The sequence below is a fragment of the Janthinobacterium darwini genome (assembly GCF_051380905.1).
Classification (GTDB): Bacteria; Pseudomonadota; Gammaproteobacteria; order Burkholderiales; family Burkholderiaceae_D; genus Janthinobacterium.
In genome coordinates this window covers 1473076-1489867 of the sequence record NZ_JBNYXX010000001.1, presented here as the reverse complement: position 1 = coordinate 1489867, position 16792 = coordinate 1473076, and the positions used below count along the sequence as shown (strand labels likewise).

The following is a 16792-nucleotide window of genomic DNA, read 5'->3' as shown; positions in this document are numbered from 1 at the left end:
TGATCAGGATCAGATTTCTTCGTAAAGAGGCAAGGTCAGGAATTCGGCGAACGATTCCGACGTCGACATTTCCTCGAAAATCTGGCCGGCGCGCACATAGGTTGGGCCGTCGCCGCCTGGCGCATCGCGCTGCACCTTGGCCAGCTCTTCCGGAATCATGGCGCGCACCATTTCGGCCGTCACCTTGCGGCCATCTTCCAGCACGCCCTTGCTCGAACGAATCCACTGCCACACTTGCGAGCGGCTGATCTCGGCCGTGGCCGCATCTTCCATCAGGTTGTGGATAGGCACGCAACCATTGCCGGCCAGCCAGCTGCCCAGGTAGTGGATGCCCACGTTGATGTTGTAGCGCAAACCCGCTTCCGTGATCGGCGCTTCCGGCTGGAAATTCAGCAAGTCAGACGCCTTGACGTCGATATCGGGACGCTGCTTGTCGATCTGATTTGGCTTGTCGCCCAGCACTTTGGTGAACTCGCCCATGGCCAGCTCCACCAGACCCGGATGAGCAACCCAGCCGCCGTCATAGCCGTCGGTGGCGTCGCGCGCCTTGTCGTTGCGCACGCCGCCCATGGCGATGTCGTTCTTTTCGGGATCGTTCTTGATCGGGATCAAGGCTGCCATGCCGCCAATCGCTGGCGCGCCGCGTTTGTGGCAGGTTTTCAGCAGCAGCAAGGCGTAGGCGCGCATGAATGGCGCCGTCATCGTGACCTTGGCGCGGTCTGCCAGGCAGAAATCCTTGTCCAGCTTGAATTTCTTGATGCACGAAAAGATGTAATCCCAGCGGCCCGCGTTCAGGCCCGAGCTGTGTTCTTTCAATTCGTACAGGATTTCATCCATTTCAAAGGCGGCCAGGATGGTTTCGATCAGCACGGTCGCCTTGATCGTGCCTTGTGGCAAGCCCAGCTCGTTTTGCGTCATGACAAAGATATCGTTCCACAGGCGCGCTTCCAGGTGCGATTCCATCTTCGGCAGGTAAAAGTATGGGCCGGCACCGCGCGCCAATTGCTCCTTGGCATTGTGGAACATGAACAGGGCAAAATCGAAGATGCCGCCGGAAATGCGCTTGCCGTCGACCAGCACGTGCTTTTCATCAAGGTGCCAGCCGCGCGGACGCACGACCAGGGTAGCGATCTTGTCGTTCAGCTTGTACGACTTGCCATTTTGCTCCAGCGAAATCGTCTTGCGCACGGCGTCGAACATATTGATCTGGCCCGTCAGCTGGTTATCCCAGTTCGGCGTGTTCGAATCCTCGAAGTCCGTCATGTAGCTGTCGGCGCCGGAATTGAAGGCATTGATGACCATCTTGCGCTCGACGGGGCCGGTGATTTCCACGCGGCGGCATTCGAGCGCCTTCGGAATCGGCGCGATCTTCCAGTCGCCGTCGCGGATGTGCGCGGTTTCTGGCAGGAAATCAGGACGCTCGCCCGCGTCGAGGCGCTTGGCGCGCTCCACGCGCACGGCCAGCAATTGCTGGCGGCGCGGCTCGAATTCACGCGTCAGCTTGGCCACCAGCGCCAGTGCCGCAGGCGTCAAAATCTGTTCGTAGCCGGGCTGGATTTCACCCGTGATTTGCATGCCTTCGGGAAGTGCGATCGTGTTCTGCGTCATGAAGTTCTCCGGTTTTTAATAAATGTAAGCAAAAGTAATCTGGTGATCCAAGTATAAGCTGAACGACTGTGCGGGCAAGCTGGACAGAGGTGCAAAAACACCCTGCCGGGCGGCGCGTTTATTCTATAGTATTGCACTATAAGGCATGGAAACGAGATTAAAAATCACTTCATCTATGCGTTTTTATCACAAGTGATGGCACCGCGGGAGCACGGCATGGGACAGTTCAGACAAATATCAACGTTCGTGGAAGTCGTGGCCAAGGGCAGCCTGTCGGCGGCCGCGCGCGCGGAAGGGATAGCGCCGGCCATGATAGGCCGGCGCCTCGATGCGCTGGAGCAGCGCCTGGGTGTCAAATTACTCCAGCGCACGACGCGCAAGCTGGCGCTGACGAATGAAGGCGCCGCCTTCCTGGAAGATTGCCAGCGTATCCTGGGCGAACTGGAAGAGGCGGAAGCGGCCGTGGCCGAGCGCAGCGTGAAGGCCAGCGGCCATTTGCTCATTTCCGCACCGGCCGGCTTCGGACGCCAGCATGTGGCGCCACTGATCCCCTCGTTTGTCGCCGAACACCGCGACGTGACGGTGTCGCTGAACCTGAACGACCGCCTGGTCGACCTGATCGGCGAAGGCATCGACGTGGCCATCCGCATCGCCAGCCTGTCCGATTCCACTCTGGTGAGCACGAAACTGGCCGATAACCAGCGCGTGCTGGTCGGTTCGCCCGCCTATTTGAAACGGGCAGGCACGCCGCGCATCCCCGCCGACCTGGCGAAACATAATTGCCTGGCGATCAGCAGCGAAGGTAGCCAGCGGGGCTGGACCTTCCGCGAAAACGGCAAGAACGTCATTTTAAAGGTGGCGGGCAATATGGTGTGCAACGATGGCGAAGTGCTGCACGACTGGGCCCTGGCCGGCAAGGGGCTGGCGTGGCGCTCGATGTGGGAAGTGGGTGCCGAAATCGCCTCGGGCCAGCTGGTGACGGTGCTCGATCAGTTCGCCGCGCCGGGCAACGACATCTACGCCGTGTTCGCCCAGCGCCGTCATTTGCCGCTGCGCATACGGGCGTTTGTGGATTTTTTGCGGCATAGCTATTCGCAAGCCGATTACTGGCGCGAACGCGCTATCTGAGGACGCCGGACCAACGCCGCTGCGCGTCTGCACAAGCCGCCTGCGATGCTCACCACCTCGGCGGCCCCGTACTGACGACGGTTGCGCTTCTCGGCCACCTTTGCCTTCCGCTTGCAATGGTGTTGTCCGGGTCGTGACGTCAATGGAGCAAATCGCAGCGGAGCAGCCTGGCCCCTGACGAAAAGTACGCAAAAAAGAGCTGCGGAACCCATAAAACACACGCAAAACCCATGCTTCACGGAAATTTAGGCGAAAAAAAATCCTCGGAGACCGAGGATTTCTTTATTTCGTTTGATCCAGCGTATTAGATTGGCTGAATGTTCGAAGCTTGCTTGCCTTTAGGGCCAGCGGTCACTTCAAAAGAAACGCGTTGGTTCTCTTGCAGGGACTTGAAGCCGTTCGACTGGATAGCCGAGAAGTGAGCGAACAGATCTTCGCCGCCTTCGTCAGGGGTAATAAAGCCGAAACCCTTCGAATCATTGAACCATTTTACGATGCCAGTTGCCATTACAATTTCCTATTTCAGTTAAGTTGGGCTTGCGCCCGTTATATCGTTTGAAGCAAGAAAGAAATGACAGACTAACTGCACTACTACCTCGAATCCAACGATGTCCAATTATACCAACAAAACCGAGAAAAACCATTCTTTCGCAAAATAAACTTGCGAACACTACTTTGATAGCCAAATCCCAGTCTTGCGGCGCCCCGTACCAGCGGCTTGGAGACACTATATCCTAATCTGCGACGCCGATGCTTTGCGTTGCATCAAATGAATCATAGTAACCACAATGCCTAGCTGAACTTATTCACACGCTGAAATGGGTGGCGCCTGCGTCGCGTGCGGCCCAGTGCAACAAGGCCTCCACTTGCCCCCGCACGGCGGGCCATTCCGCCACCGCCTGCGCCGGCGCATTGAGCATGGCGCGCACCTGCTGTTCGATGCGCCGGCATTCCTGGCCCAGCGCAGCGAAACCGAAGGTGGCGGCCGAGCCGGCAACCGCATGCAGCGCACGGTGCAGTTCCGTCAACGGTTCCAGGCGAGGGCCTTCGCTATCGCAGCGGCCGCTGGCCTGCGTGATCGCTTGCATCAGGGCTGGCACGCCGGCCGCATACTTCTCGTTCAGGGCGCGCAAACGCGCGCGATAATCCGGGTCGATCAAGGTTGCCATCGCAATACTCGCCTGAATGCGCTTACTTGGTGCCGAAGATGCGGTCGCCGGCATCGCCCAGGCCCGGCACGATGTAGGCGTGATCATCCAGGTGCGAATCAAGCGAGGCGCAGAACATCTTGACGTTCGGATGCGCGTTCTGGAACACGGTCACGCCTTCCGGTGCGGCCACCAGCGCCAGGAAGATGATCTGCTCGTCCGTCACGCCCCGCTTCTTCAGCACGTCAACGGCGTACACGGCCGAATTGCCGGTCGCCACCATCGGGTCGCACAGGATGAAGGTGCGCTCGTTCAGGTCCGGCAGGCGCACCAGGTATTCCACCGGCATATGCGTGGCCGGGTCGCGGTACACGCCGATGTGACCCACGCGAGCCGATGGCACCAGGTTCAGCAAGCCATCGCTCATGCCGATGCCGGCGCGCAGGATGGGCACAATCGCCAGTTTCTTGCCTGCAATAACAGGCGCGTCTATGGTCACCAGCGGCGTCTTGATTTCGCGCGTGGTCAACGGCAGGTCGCGCGTGATTTCATAGCCCATCAGCAAGGTGATTTCCTTGAGCAATTCGCGGAAGGTACGCGTCGACGTGTCGTGCTCGCGCATGTGGCTCAGTTTGTGCTGGATCAATGGATGATCGGTAATGAACAAATTCGGGAAGCGTGGATCTTGTTTCATCTTGTTTTTCTTTCTCTGCTATCTGGCGCGGCGGCAAGCATGGCCGCAGGCGCGTTGTGTGTCGATAAAATGATGGATTGCCGCATTATCCCAGCCCACAGCCCGCCTGTGGCTGGAATTTTCGAAATAATCGGATTTATCGGGGTCAATACTCGCGCAGAGCGCGCCTCAGGATAGCCGCGCAATCGGTGCCCGCCGGCAAGCGCCCATACGCGCCACCCGGCGCTTGCACCAGCCGCGACTGCAGGAATGCCTGCGCAACGAAGGGCGGCGCATGGCGCAGCAGCAATCCCGCCTGCACGGCCAGCACGATGCGCTCAGATAATTGCCTGGCGCCAAATTCATCGGCCTGCGGCCCGTCCAGTTCGGCCATCAGGCGCGTCCGGTACTCAGCAAAGGCGGCGTCGGTATCGCCGGCCAGCGCCAGCTCGGCCGCCAGGGCGTCGCGCGCGGCCGGCGACTTGCCGAAAGCGCGCAAGACGTCGAGACACATGACGTTGCCCGAACCCTCCCAGATCGAGTTGACGGGCAGCTCGCGATATAGGCGCGCCAGCGGCGCATCTTCCACATAGCCAGTGCCGCCCAGCACCTCCATGGCTTCCGCGCCGAAGCCGGGACCGCGCTTGCAAATCCAGTACTTGCCGGCCGGTGTCAGCACGCGGGCCAGCATGGCTTGCTGCGGATCGTCCTTTTCATCGAAACAACGGGCCAGGCGCAGGGCAAAGGCCGTGGCGGCCTCGGATTCAAGCGCCAGGTCGGCCAGCACGTTCTGCATCAGGGGCTGCTCGACCAGCGGCTTGCCGAACACGGCCCGCTGGCGCGCATGATGCAGCGCCTGCGTCAGGGCGGCGCGCATGATGCCGGTGCTGCCCAGCACGCAATCGAGGCGCGTGTGGCTGGCCATTTCCAGGATGGTGGGAATGCCCCTCCCCGGCTGGCCCACCAGCCAGCCGTAAGCATTGACAAATTCCACTTCCGACGAGGCATTCGAACGGTTGCCCAGCTTATCCTTCAGCCGCTGCACGCGGATGGCGTTGCGGCTGCCGTCGGGCAGGTAGCGGGGCAAAAAGAAACAGGACAATCCCCCCTCTTCCGCCTGCGCCAGGATCAGATGGGCATCGCACTGCGGCGCCGAGAAAAACCATTTGTGGCCGACGATGCGCCAGGCACCGCCAGCCTCGTCGCCGAACAGGGCCCGCGCCTCGTCCGGCGGCACGGGCACGGCGCGCGTGGTATTGCTGCGCACATCCGAGCCGCCCTGCTTTTCCGTCATGCCCATGCCGACCAGGGCGCCGCGCTTCTGCTCCACAGGCAGGGAGCGGGGATCGTATTCGCGCGAGAGGATTTTCGGCAGCCAGCGCTGCGCGATTTGCGGCAGATCAAGGGCCTGGCGCAAGGCCGGCACCGAGGCATACGTCATCGTCACGGGACACTGCGTGCCGTTTTCCACCTGCCCTACTAATAGATAGGCGGCCGCGCGCGCCACCTGGGCACCGGGGCCTGGCGACGCCCAGGGCGCAGCGTGCGCGCCGGCGCCCACGAGGATAGCCATCAGCTCATGCCAGGCCGGATGGAACAGCACTTCGTCGATGCGGCGCCCGGCCCGATCGAACTGCTGCAGCTCGGGCGTATGGATATTGGCCAAGCGCGCCAGCGCGTAGGTCTCGGCATGGCCCAGCTTTTCGCCCAGCGCGTCGAGCTCCTGCAGCGCGGCGCCGCCGCCCTCGCGCAGCAGCGCTTCGATCAGCGCGGGATCGCTGGCGAACAGATTGACGTTTTCAAACGGCGTGGCCTGGTTGAAAACTTCATGCGTGTCAAAGGCATTCATGGGGGTCTCCCGCGTTTTGTTATCATGGCGCCCTTGCCGTCGCTGGCGCACCGTCAACACCGTCTGCCAGCCAGACTAGCCTAAAGCGCATGTCAGGGCAAGCGCGCTACAGGAGACAGGTGCGGCAGAAAGTTTCCACAGGGAACGAAATGCCTGCGCGTGTGGCGCGGGATGATTTTTTTCATGGAAGACAGGAATATTTACAAAACCTGAAGTAATGTTGCTCTATTTCATGTAATCGAATGCTTTTCAATGATACATTTCGTGTAGATCGCGTTCAGATATTTGCCCGCCGGCCCGCTGTGGCGCGCGTAGCGCACGATGCACTGTTTCCGTTGGCGCCCTGCCCTGCAGCGAGCGCCGGCACTGATAATAAAAAGGTAAAAGCCAGCACGATGTTTTCCAGTACCCCATCCGCCGCCCACCGCGAGGCACGCCACGAGTTGGACAACCTCATGGAAGAGGCCGGCGACGTCGTGTTCCGGCTCGATACGGACGGCCTGATCCTGTTCGCCAGCAAGCGCGCAGCCACCCTGTTCGGCGCACCATCGGGCCTGACCGGCCATTTGCTGCTGCCGCTGGCGGCCGAAGCGTCGCGCGCGGCGCTGCAGGCCGCGCTGGAAGATTCCCTGGAAGAACCGGGACGCCTGGAAGTGCGCCTGCAAACGCCGGACCAGGAAATCTGGTTCGAGCTGCGCCTGTCTTCTTATATGAACGCGGACGGCATCGCCGAATTGCTGGTGGTCGGGCGCGACACGTCGGCCCAGCACAACACGGAAGAACGCTTGCGCCACATGGCCACGCACGACGCGCTCACCGGTCTGCCGAACCGCCTGTTGCTGTCGGACCGTATCCGCATGGTCATCGCCCAGGCGGCGCGTTCGGGCCAGGGGTTTTCGGTCGCCACCATCGGTCTCGATGGTTTTAAAAAGGTCAACGATGGCCTGGGCCACCCCGTCGGCGACGCCGTGCTGCGCCTGGCCGCCGCGCGCCTGCGCAAGACCTTGCGTGACAGCGATACCCTGGCGCGCGTTGGCGGCGATGAATTTGTCGCCGTGCTGCCCGGCAGCGCTACCGATGCGCAAATCAAGCTGGTGACGGGCCGCCTGCTGGCCACCCTGCAGGCGCCTTTCGAAGTCGACGGCCATACGATTTACGTGGGAGCGTCCGTCGGTGTATCGATCTATCCGCAGCATGCGGAAGATGAAGTGCGCCTGGTGGCGCTGGCCGATGCAGCCATGTCGCGCGCCAAGGAAACGGGCAAGGCCCGCTGCCTGGTCTACAGCCCGCGCCTGAATGGCCCGTCGGAACATGATATTTCGCTGGAAGCGGCCATGTTCCACGCCGTGCGCGAAGGAGAATTTCTGCTCTTTTACCAGCCCATCGTCGATGCGCACACGCGGCAAATCCAGGGTTTCGAAACCCTGATGCGCTGGAAACACCCGACCTTGGGCCTGGTGCCGCCCGTGCGCTTCATCCCGATCGCCGAAGCCAATGGCCTGATCAACCTGCTGGGCGCCTGGGCGCTAAAGGCTGCCTGCGTGCAGCTCAAGCAGTTCCAGGAAGTGGCCAAGCGGCCGCTGTACATCTCCGTCAATATCAGCCCGCGCCAGTTCCGCAACGACAAATTCCTCGACGTGCTCGATGACGCCATCGCGTTTTCAGGACTCTCCGGCGAACATCTGGTGCTGGAAATTACGGAAGGCACCCTGATGATCGACCCAGTGCATGCGGAAACTATCCTCGTCAAGATGACGGAGCGCCGCGCGCGCATCGCCATCGACGATTTCGGCACCGGCTATTCCTCTCTCGCGTACTTGAAACGCTTCCCCATTTCCGTACTGAAGATCGACCGTACCTTCATCAAGGACTTGCCCGAATCGAGCAAGGATGCGGCCATCTGCAACACCATTCTCGACCTGGCCAAGCATTTGAATTTGTCCGTGGTGGCTGAAGGCGTGGAAACGGAGGAGCAGATGCACTTCATGGAGTCGCGCGGCTGCCAGTATGTGCAAGGCTACTTGACGGGCAAGCCGATGCCGGCCCATGCCGCGCTATCGGCCTTGAGCGAAAAAACCTATGCGGCGCTGGTGCCCACGCCGTCTGCCAATGAACAGCGCGGAGGGGTGCAATGAATCCAGGTCATTTCACAGTGCCGACACAGCTCGGCAAAAACACCCTGGACCTGCTGTGGGCACGCACGCGCCAGCAGGGCGACATGCCAGGCTTCGCCAAGGCCATCAGCGCCATTCTGGGGGCCATGCGCGGCGAGGATGACCACGAATTCGATATCACGCAAACGGTGCTGTCGGATCCTGTCCTCACGCACAAGGTGCTCAGGCTGGCCAACAGCGGCATGTACTCGGCCTTCGGCCAGCGGGTCAACACCGTCTCGAAGGCCGTGCTGGTGCTGGGCATCGACGCCATCGGCCATCTGGCGCTGGGCCTGAAACTGATCGAGGAGCTGTCACAGGCGTCGCCCGACTCCGTCAGCGCCCACGTGGAAATGGAAAAGGCCGTGCTGGCCGGGATGGTGGCGCAGCAGGTAGCCACCAGCGCCGGCAGCTTGCAGGCGGAGCAAGCCGTCGTCTGTTCGATGCTGCACACCCTGGGGCGCATGATGGTGACGTTCTACATGACGGACTTCTGGGCGCGCATGCAGGCGCATGCGGGTCCCGGCAATGAAGCGGCCGCTGCGCGCGAAATCCTTGGCCTGTCGCTGCCGGAAGTGGGCTATGCCACGGCCGCCCACTGGGGCTTGCCGCAGCACCTGATCAACGGCATGCGTCCGATGGACCCGTCGCCCGACAACGCGCCCGTCAGCGGCGCCGACTGGATGGCAGGATTGTCGACCATGGCGGCGCGCTGCGCCGACTCGCTGTGGCATGACGATGCGGCCGGCGCGGCGCAGGTGCATGCGCTGATCGACGACTATGCGGGCACCCTGGGCATCACGGCGACGGACCTGGTGGTGGCCGTGGACAAGGCCAAGGCGATGGCGGCGGCCGACCTGTCGATCGCGCCCCTGTCGAAACCGGCCGAACGGCGCGCGCGCCAGCTGGCCTCGACGCGCATGCGCGCCGAAGGCAATCGCGTCCTGATCAGCGGCCTGGCAGACCTGCGCGGCGCCATCGGCAGCGCCAACCCGGGCCAGATGGTCTCGATGGCGCTCGAAACGCTGCACCAGGGCTTTGATTTCTCGCGCTCGGTGGCTTTCGTGCGCAACCACCGGGATCATTTGTACTCGGCGCGCATCAGCATGGGCGAAGGCATGGCCGACCTGCAGGACTTGATGGTGTTTGGCGACACGTATGAACCGAACGTGTTCCACGCGGCCCTCAATAGCGACCGCGTGATCTTCATCGACAATGCGCGCGACCCGAAATTTGCCGCCAAGCTGCCGCAATGGTGGAAAGCCACGCTGTCGGAGGCGCGCAGCTTCGTCGTGCTGCCCCTGTCGGCCAACGGCCACCCCACGGGGTTCCTGTACGGCGACTGGGACGACAGCTTCCCGCCGATCCAGCTGAACCAGACTGAATTCAACCTGATCAACGATATCAGGGCGTTACTGGTGCAGTCGGTGGAGATGCGCCATCAACTCGAATTGGTAGCAAATAAGGTAGCGTGACAGAAACGCCAACGATGTTGTCGGATTACGCGGGGAGATGCCCCGCTAATCCGACCTGCACATAGCGTGGGTCGTAGGTCGGATTAGGGCCGCAGGCCCGTCATCCGACAACATTCAACTTACTTCAACTTCGGCGTATTCACCGACACATCGCCGCATTGCGCGCGGTGCATCAGGGCATGGTCGATCAGCACCAGCGCCAGCATGGCTTCGGCGATCGGCGTGGCACGGATCCCCACGCAGGGGTCGTGGCGGCCGAAGGTTTCCACCATCACGGGATTGCCCTCTTTATCGATCGAGCGGCGCGGCGTGCGAATCGACGACGTTGGCTTGATGGCAATCGACACTTTGACATCCTGTCCCGTCGAGATACCACCGAGTACGCCACCGGCGTTATTGCCGATAAAGCCTTCCGGCGTCAGTTCGTCGCCATGCTCGGAACCCTTTTGCGCCACCGAATCGAAACCGGCGCCGATTTCCACGCCCTTGACGGCATTGATGCCCATCATGGCGTAGGCGATGTCCGCGTCAAGCTTGTCGTAGATGGGCTGGCCCAGGCCGACCGGCACGTTTTGCGCGATCACGTCGATGCGCGCACCGATGGAATCGCCGTCGCGGCGCAATTGATCCATGGCCTCCTCCATGCGCGCGATCAGGTCCGCGTCGCCGCTGGCAGCAAAGAACGGATTCGCATGCACGTGTTCCCAGGACTGGAACGGCACGGCAATATCGCCCAACTGGCTCATGCAGCCCTTGAAGGTGGTGCCGTACTGCTGCAGCAGCCATTTTTTGGCGATGGCAGCCGCGCCCACGACGGGCGCCGTCAGGCGCGCCGAGGAGCGCCCGCCGCCGCGCGGGTCACGCACGCCGTATTTATGCCAGTAGGTGTAATCGGCGTGGCCGGGGCGAAAGCTTTCCGCGATATTGCCGTAATCCTTGCTGCGCTGGTCTTCATTGCGGATCAGCAGCGCGATGGGCGTACCCGTCGTCACGCCCTGGTACACGCCCGAGAGAATCTCCACCGTATCCGATTCCTGGCGCTGCGTCACGTGGCGCGACGTGCCCGGCTTGCGGCGATCCAGCTCGGGCTGGATATCGGCTTCCGACAGGACCAAGCCCGGCGGACAGCCATCGATCACGCAACCGATGGCCGGGCCATGCGATTCGCCGAAAGTGGTAACAGTAAACAGTTTGCCAAAAGAATTGCCGGACATAGTAGGAAGTGTGAAAGACTGGAAAACTCAATTCTACCAGCCTGCGGGGCATGCCATGCCGCTAATGCCGCAGCAAGGCCCGATATTCCCCAGCCCACATCGCCATTTTTATATCCCGTGTGTTTTTTTCAACTAAAAAACACCAAGTATGAGTTGCAATCATGCAATACAAGAAATATTGCTCGACGGAATAGATTTAAAAAAACATTTTGCTTGTTAAATAGCTATATACTTGAACGATAGCGCGCCGACCATGTCCGATGCCAAGCCGGATTTGGGCTGCGCCGAGAGCACGTCACAACATGCCCGGGGCTAGGCGTCGTTGCCGAAGACAGTACGCGAGTACGGCGAGGCAGCGCAACAACACCATGGGCTTCTTTGACGTGCTCGTAAAAAATATCGAGTCATCTTGGAGAAGCTATACATGCCCGCACCGATCATCCCCCTTGACGCCAACAAGGACGATCACGACGACCTGGTATTCCTCGATGAGCAACCAGCGCCGCTGGCCGTCGCACCGCGCAGCGTCTGGCGGGTGATGATCATCGACGACGATGAAGACGTCCACTCCACCACCACTTTCGCCCTGGGCAACCTGGAAATGCAGCACCGCCCGCTGGAATTCGTGCATGCGTATTCAGCCGGCCAGGCGCGCGAACGGCTCAAGCATGAAGACGACATCGCTGTCATCCTGCTCGACGTGGTGATGGAACAGGATGACGCGGGCCTGCACCTGGTACGCTACATTCGCGAAACCCTGAAGATGACGGATGTGCGCATCATCCTGCGCACGGGCCAGCCCGGCTACGCGCCGGAAATCGACGCCATCCGTGATTTCGACATCAACGATTACAAGACCAAGTCCGAATTGACACGCATCAAGCTGTTTACCACGGTGACGGCGGCCATCCGCTCGTACGAGCAGATACGTTCGATCAGCAACAGCCGGCGCGGCCTGGGCCAGATCGTCCACGCCAGCACGCAGCTGATGGCGCTGCACGGCGTGCAAAATTTCTCGGCCGGCGTGCTGGCGCAGATCGCCGACCTGCTGGACATCCGCGCCGACGGCGTGTTGTGCGTGCAAGACTTGCAGGACAGCGGCGCAAGGGAGCTGCTCGTCTCGGCCTGCACGGGCAGCTTTTCCGGCTTGCCGCACAGCGCGCTGTGCGGCCTGCAAAACCCCCGCGTGATGGCGGCCATCGAACACACGCTGGCGCAGCGGCGCAATGTCTACACGCACGACTACGCCACCCTGTACTTCGCGGGCAAGGCCAGCCGCGACGCGGCCGCCTACCTGGTGCTGCCGCGCCCCCTCTCGGCCATCGATGAAAGCCTGCTGGAAGTGTTCTGCAGCAACGTCGCCGTGGGCCTGGACAATGTCGAACTGGTATCGCACCTGCACAATGCCGCCTTCTACGACCAGTTATCGAAGCTGCCCAACCGCACGCGCCTGGTGGAAATCCTCGACGCTGCCCTGGCCGGTCCGGCGCGCGACGATGCCACACTGGCGCTGGTCGATCTCGACCACTTTGCCGAGACCAACGACGCGCTGGGACACCAGTTCGGCGACACCCTGCTGATCGCCGTGGCGGGCCGCCTGCAAACCCAGCTGGGGGCCCAGCTGACCGTGGCGCGCCTGGGCGGCGACATCTTTTGCGTGCTGGGCGACTCCTCGCAAGTCAATCCGGCCAATATCCTGGCCCTGTTCCAGGCACCGTTCAGCATCGATGGCCAGGATGTGCAGCTGTCGGCCACCCTGGGCCTGGTACGGCTGGGCGAACATGCGGGCACGGGCGCCGATGCGCTGAAGGATGCCGATATCGCCTTGAAACGGGCAAAAAGCCAGCAGCGCGCCGGGCACTTCTATTTCTCGCGCAGCATGGGCATCGAAATCCGCGAACGGGTGCGCATGATGCACGCGCTGCGCACGGCCTTCAGCCAGGACCAGCTGTTTGTCGTCTACCAGCCGCAGATCGACCTGACCACGCGCCGCCCGGTAGGCGCCGAAGCGCTGCTGCGCTGGCAGACGCCGGATGGCAAATTCATCTCGCCTGACCGTTTCATCCCCATCGCCGAGTATTCGGGCATCATCATCGACCTGGGCGAATGGGTGCTGCGCACGGCTTGCCGCGAACTGGTGCTGCTGCGGGAGCAGGGCCACCGCAACTTCGTCATGTCCGTCAACGTGTCGCAAGTGCAGTTCCGCCACCCCCTGTTCCTGGAAATGCTGCGCGCGGCGCTGGAAGAGACACAGGCACCGCCCGAGTTCATCGAGCTGGAAATCACGGAATCGATGGCCATGGAAGAGCCGGACATGCTGATCAAGATGTTGTGGCAGATCAAGCAGACGGGCGTCAGCATCGCCATCGATGACTTCGGCACGGGCTTTTCCTCACTATCGTACCTGCAGCGGCTGCAAGTCGACCGCCTGAAAATCGACCGCGCGTTCGTGACGGAAATCACGGGTTCCGCGCGCGGCAGCAGCATCGCCGAAATGGTCATCCAGCTAGGCCGCAACCTGGGCCTGGCCGTGATCGCCGAAGGCGTGGAAGACGAGCGGCAAGCACAAATTTTGCAGGCGCTGGGCTGTCCCATGGCGCAAGGTTTCCTGTTCGCCCGCCCCATGACGGCCACGGCGCTGGGCACCTGGCTGAACAACGAGGCGCTGCAGGGCGCGGCATAGGCGCCACTCGCCCCTGCAATGCAAAACGCCGGCAGTTGCCGGCGTTGCCTTTTATTGCATGAGTGAAGCTTAGTCGGTAGTTTCGGCCGGCCAGTCGCGGATATACGCCTTGAGCATCTGGTTTTCAAAGCTTTGCGCTTCGAGCACGGCGCGCGCCACGTCGTAAAAAGAGATAACGCCCAGCAAGGTCTTGGCGTTCATGACGGGCAGGTAGCGCGCATGCTTTTCCAGCATGATGCGGCGCACTTCGTTCACTTCCGTATCCGGGGTGACGGTGATCGGGTGGTCGTCCATGTGCTTGCGCACGGTGCCGCCACCGATCTGGCCCGCGTTTTCATGCAAGGCATTCAATACTTCGCGGAAGGTCAGCATACCGACCAGGTCGCCAAATTCCATGACCACCAGCGAACCGATGTCTTTTTCAGCCATGGTATTGGCCGCGTCAAGCAGGGGCTGGTCAGGCGTGACCGTGTAGAGGATGTTGCCCTTGACTTGGAGAATTTCAGATACTTTCATATTGGCCGTCCTGTCCGCGTGATTGGTATTTTAGTTATTCTAGCCCTTACTGCGACTGTAGCCTATGCCTGCGGAAAAATCCAGCCTTGCGCGCAATCAAATCGAAGAGGATTGCGCGCAACTTTTCATCACGCGCGGCGGCGGAACCAGCCTGCGATCGAAAGGCGTTCATGCGCCGTCGGCAGCACCTCGTGCAGCATCTCGCCCGACAGGAACATGGCCATGCGGCCAGCTACCGGCGCGATATCCACGTGGTCGCCGTCCTGCGGGTGCAAACGCAGCGCGCCGCCGTGTTCGGGCAGCCAGTCGTCGTTCAGGTACAGCACGACGGACACGGTGCGCTTGTCGTCGTCGCGGAAACGGTCCAGATGGGCGCGGTAAAAGGCGCCCGGCGCATACAGCGCGAAATGGCTTTCGTACTCGTCCAGCCCCAGGAACAGCTCACGGTTGAGTACCTGGCGCAAGGCTTCCATGTGTTCCAGATAGCGGTCACATACCTCTGAACGGCCCGCTTCCAGCCATGCGATATGGTCGCCGCGGATGTCCGGCTGCAGCAGCGGTGCATGACCACCGCCCACGCCGGCGCCTTTCATCTTGCCGCTGAGCATGGCCTGCACGCATTCGGCGGCCAACTGGTGGCTGAGCTCAGGGGAGATAAAATGCTCTTGCATGTGCCAGCCTGCGCGGCACAGGCCGTCGACGATAGACGGTCCGGGCACGGCTAGGTCGCCGTCGAACGATATTGCGGGCATAAAATCTTTCCTGGTGGACATACATGAGAGTGCGCCTGAAGCCCAGGATTTCGTTCGCTTGCAGCTGTTTCCCCGCGGTGCGGCGCACGCGCAAAGGTCGAACAGCCCGAATATCGCTGACACGGCATCCTACCACCGCCACGCAGTGCCGGTCACATTTTTTCGACTTCAAGTTACACGCACGGCCCGCCAGGACGGCGCCATGCGCCCTGCACGCCAGCCCTTTTACTCGGCTGCAAATCAGGTTACGATCTTGCCACTATAAAACTTGGCGGAGACACCATGAGCGGCCCGAAATACCCCGGTTTCGACACTTTATCCCTGCATGCGGGCGCGGCGCCCGACCCGGCCACGGGCGCGCGCGCCACGCCCATCCATTTCACCTCCTCGTTTGCCTTCAAGAGTTCGGAACATGCGGCCTCGCTGTTCAACATGGAACGGGCCGGCCACGTGTACTCGCGCATGTCGAATCCCACCAACGCCGTGCTGGAAGAGCGCATCGCCGCACTGGAAGGTGGCGTGGCCGGCATCGCGACGGCCAGCGGCCAGGCCGCCATGCACCTGGGTTTATGCACCATCGCCGGCGCCGGCTCGCACATCGTTGCCTCGCGCGCCCTGTACGGCGGCTCGCACAACCTGCTGGCCTACACATTAAAACGCTTCGGCATCGAGACGACCTTTGTCGACCCGCGCGACGTGGATGCCTGGCGCAGTGCGATACGCCCAAATACGAAAGTGCTGTTTGCCGAAACCCTGGGCAATCCCGGCCTCGACGTGCTCGATATCCCGACGATTGCCGCCCTGGCGCACGAACACCAGCTACCGCTGATGCTCGATTCAACGTTTACCACGCCGTATTTGCTGCGCCCCTTCGAGCATGGCGCCGACCTGGTGTTCCACTCGGCCACCAAGTTCCTGTGCGGGCACGGCACGGCCATCGGCGGCTTGCTGGTCGATGGTGGTACCTTCGACTGGCAAGCCGCGTACGACAAGACGGGCCGTTTTGCCGAACTGTGCGAACCGTACGACGGCTTTCACGGCATGGTCTTCGCCGAGGAATCGACGGTGGCGCCGTTCGCCCTGCGCGCGCGGCGCGAAGGCTTGCGCGATTTCGGCGCCGCCATGAGCCCGCACAATGCCTTCGCCATCCTGCAGGGCATCGAAACCCTGGGCCTGCGCATGGACCGCCACGTGGCCAATACACGCAAGGTGATCGACTTCCTGCTGGCCAATCCGGCCGTGGATGCCGTGTCCTACCCCGAACTGCCGTCCCACCCCGACTACGCACTGGCGAAAACCCTGCTGCCGAAAGGCGCGGGCGGCGTCTTCACGTTCCGCCTGCGCGGCGACCGCGCGGCCGGCCAGCGCTTTGTCGATAGCCTCAAGATATTCTCGCACCTGGCCAATGTGGGCGACGCCAAGTCGCTCGTCATCCACCCCGCCTCCACCACGCATTTCCGCGTGCCCGACGATCAACTGGCGCAGGCGGGCATCACGCAGGGCACCATGCGTCTGTCGGTGGGCCTGGAAGACGCAGACGATTTAATTGAAGACCTGGCCCGTGGCCTGAAACTGTCGCAGAAAGGCGCCTGA

Annotated in this window: 13 protein-coding genes; 5 read left to right on the top strand and 8 right to left on the bottom strand. The window is 61.7% G+C overall.

From position 1 onward, the window contains the following. Positions 1-9 precede the first annotated feature (9 nt). Positions 10-1608 (bottom strand): malate synthase A, encoded by a 1599-nt coding sequence (gene aceB, locus ACQ4WZ_RS06765; RefSeq protein ID WP_101481626.1) that lies wholly within the window; start codon positions 1606-1608, stop codon positions 10-12. 216 nt (positions 1609-1824) lie between these two features. Here aceB and ACQ4WZ_RS06760 point away from each other — a divergent pair, with 216 nt between their 5' ends. Continuing rightward, a complete protein-coding gene (locus tag ACQ4WZ_RS06760; protein ID WP_436572889.1) occupies positions 1825-2736 on the top strand; it encodes a LysR family transcriptional regulator in 912 nt (303 codons plus the stop codon). A gap of 304 nt (positions 2737-3040) precedes the next feature. On the opposite strand, the gene ACQ4WZ_RS06755 is transcribed toward ACQ4WZ_RS06760, so the two are convergent. The 4 genes from ACQ4WZ_RS06755 to ACQ4WZ_RS06740 form a co-directional block, all read right to left on the bottom strand. Beyond that, positions 3041-3244: a cold-shock protein gene (locus ACQ4WZ_RS06755; protein ID WP_010398811.1), complete on the bottom strand. Its 204-nt coding sequence runs from the start codon at positions 3242-3244 to the stop codon at positions 3041-3043. A 298-nt stretch (positions 3245-3542) separates the two neighbouring features. Further along, on the bottom strand, positions 3543-3905 hold the full coding sequence (locus ACQ4WZ_RS06750) for an Hpt domain-containing protein (protein WP_436572888.1): 363 nt from the start codon (positions 3903-3905) through the stop codon (positions 3543-3545). A 22-nt stretch (positions 3906-3927) separates the two neighbouring features. After that, positions 3928-4578 (bottom strand): uracil phosphoribosyltransferase, encoded by a 651-nt coding sequence (upp, locus tag ACQ4WZ_RS06745; RefSeq protein WP_010398816.1) that lies wholly within the window; start codon positions 4576-4578, stop codon positions 3928-3930. Between the two features lie 145 nt (positions 4579-4723). Continuing rightward, positions 4724-6406: an isovaleryl-CoA dehydrogenase gene (locus ACQ4WZ_RS06740; protein ID WP_436572887.1), complete on the bottom strand. Its 1683-nt coding sequence runs from the start codon at positions 6404-6406 to the stop codon at positions 4724-4726. A gap of 395 nt (positions 6407-6801) precedes the next feature. Here ACQ4WZ_RS06740 and ACQ4WZ_RS06735 point away from each other — a divergent pair, with 395 nt between their 5' ends. Beyond that, the gene (locus ACQ4WZ_RS06735) at positions 6802-8541 is read left to right on the top strand and encodes a putative bifunctional diguanylate cyclase/phosphodiesterase (RefSeq protein ID WP_436572886.1); all 1740 of its coding nucleotides are present in this window, start codon (positions 6802-6804) and stop codon (positions 8539-8541) included. Further along, positions 8538-10034 carry an HDOD domain-containing protein gene (locus ACQ4WZ_RS06730; RefSeq protein ID WP_101481630.1) on the top strand — a complete coding sequence of 499 codons (1497 nt, stop codon included), beginning with the start codon at positions 8538-8540 and terminating at the stop codon, positions 10032-10034. Before ACQ4WZ_RS06735 ends, ACQ4WZ_RS06730 begins: the two co-directional genes overlap by 4 nt. A 119-nt stretch (positions 10035-10153) precedes the next feature. Here ACQ4WZ_RS06730 and aroC read toward each other — a convergent pair whose 3' ends face one another. Further along, positions 10154-11248, bottom strand: a complete 1095-nt coding sequence (aroC, locus tag ACQ4WZ_RS06725; RefSeq protein WP_101481631.1) for a chorismate synthase — start codon at positions 11246-11248, stop codon at positions 10154-10156. Positions 11249-11672: 424 nt separating this feature from the next. Here aroC and ACQ4WZ_RS06720 point away from each other — a divergent pair, with 424 nt between their 5' ends. Beyond that, positions 11673-13931: a putative bifunctional diguanylate cyclase/phosphodiesterase gene (locus ACQ4WZ_RS06720; protein ID WP_133990870.1), complete on the top strand. Its 2259-nt coding sequence runs from the start codon at positions 11673-11675 to the stop codon at positions 13929-13931. A gap of 69 nt (positions 13932-14000) precedes the next feature. On the opposite strand, the gene ACQ4WZ_RS06715 is transcribed toward ACQ4WZ_RS06720, so the two are convergent. Further along, positions 14001-14447 (bottom strand): CBS domain-containing protein, encoded by a 447-nt coding sequence (locus tag ACQ4WZ_RS06715; RefSeq protein ID WP_010398828.1) that lies wholly within the window; start codon positions 14445-14447, stop codon positions 14001-14003. 128 nt (positions 14448-14575) lie between these two features. Continuing rightward, positions 14576-15199 (bottom strand): 2OG-Fe(II) oxygenase, encoded by a 624-nt coding sequence (locus tag ACQ4WZ_RS06710; protein WP_133990868.1) that lies wholly within the window; start codon positions 15197-15199, stop codon positions 14576-14578. A gap of 282 nt (positions 15200-15481) precedes the next feature. On the opposite strand from ACQ4WZ_RS06710, the gene ACQ4WZ_RS06705 reads away from it, so the two are divergent. Then, entirely contained in the window at positions 15482-16792 is a 1311-nt protein-coding gene (locus ACQ4WZ_RS06705) for an O-acetylhomoserine aminocarboxypropyltransferase (RefSeq protein ID WP_436572885.1), read from the top strand.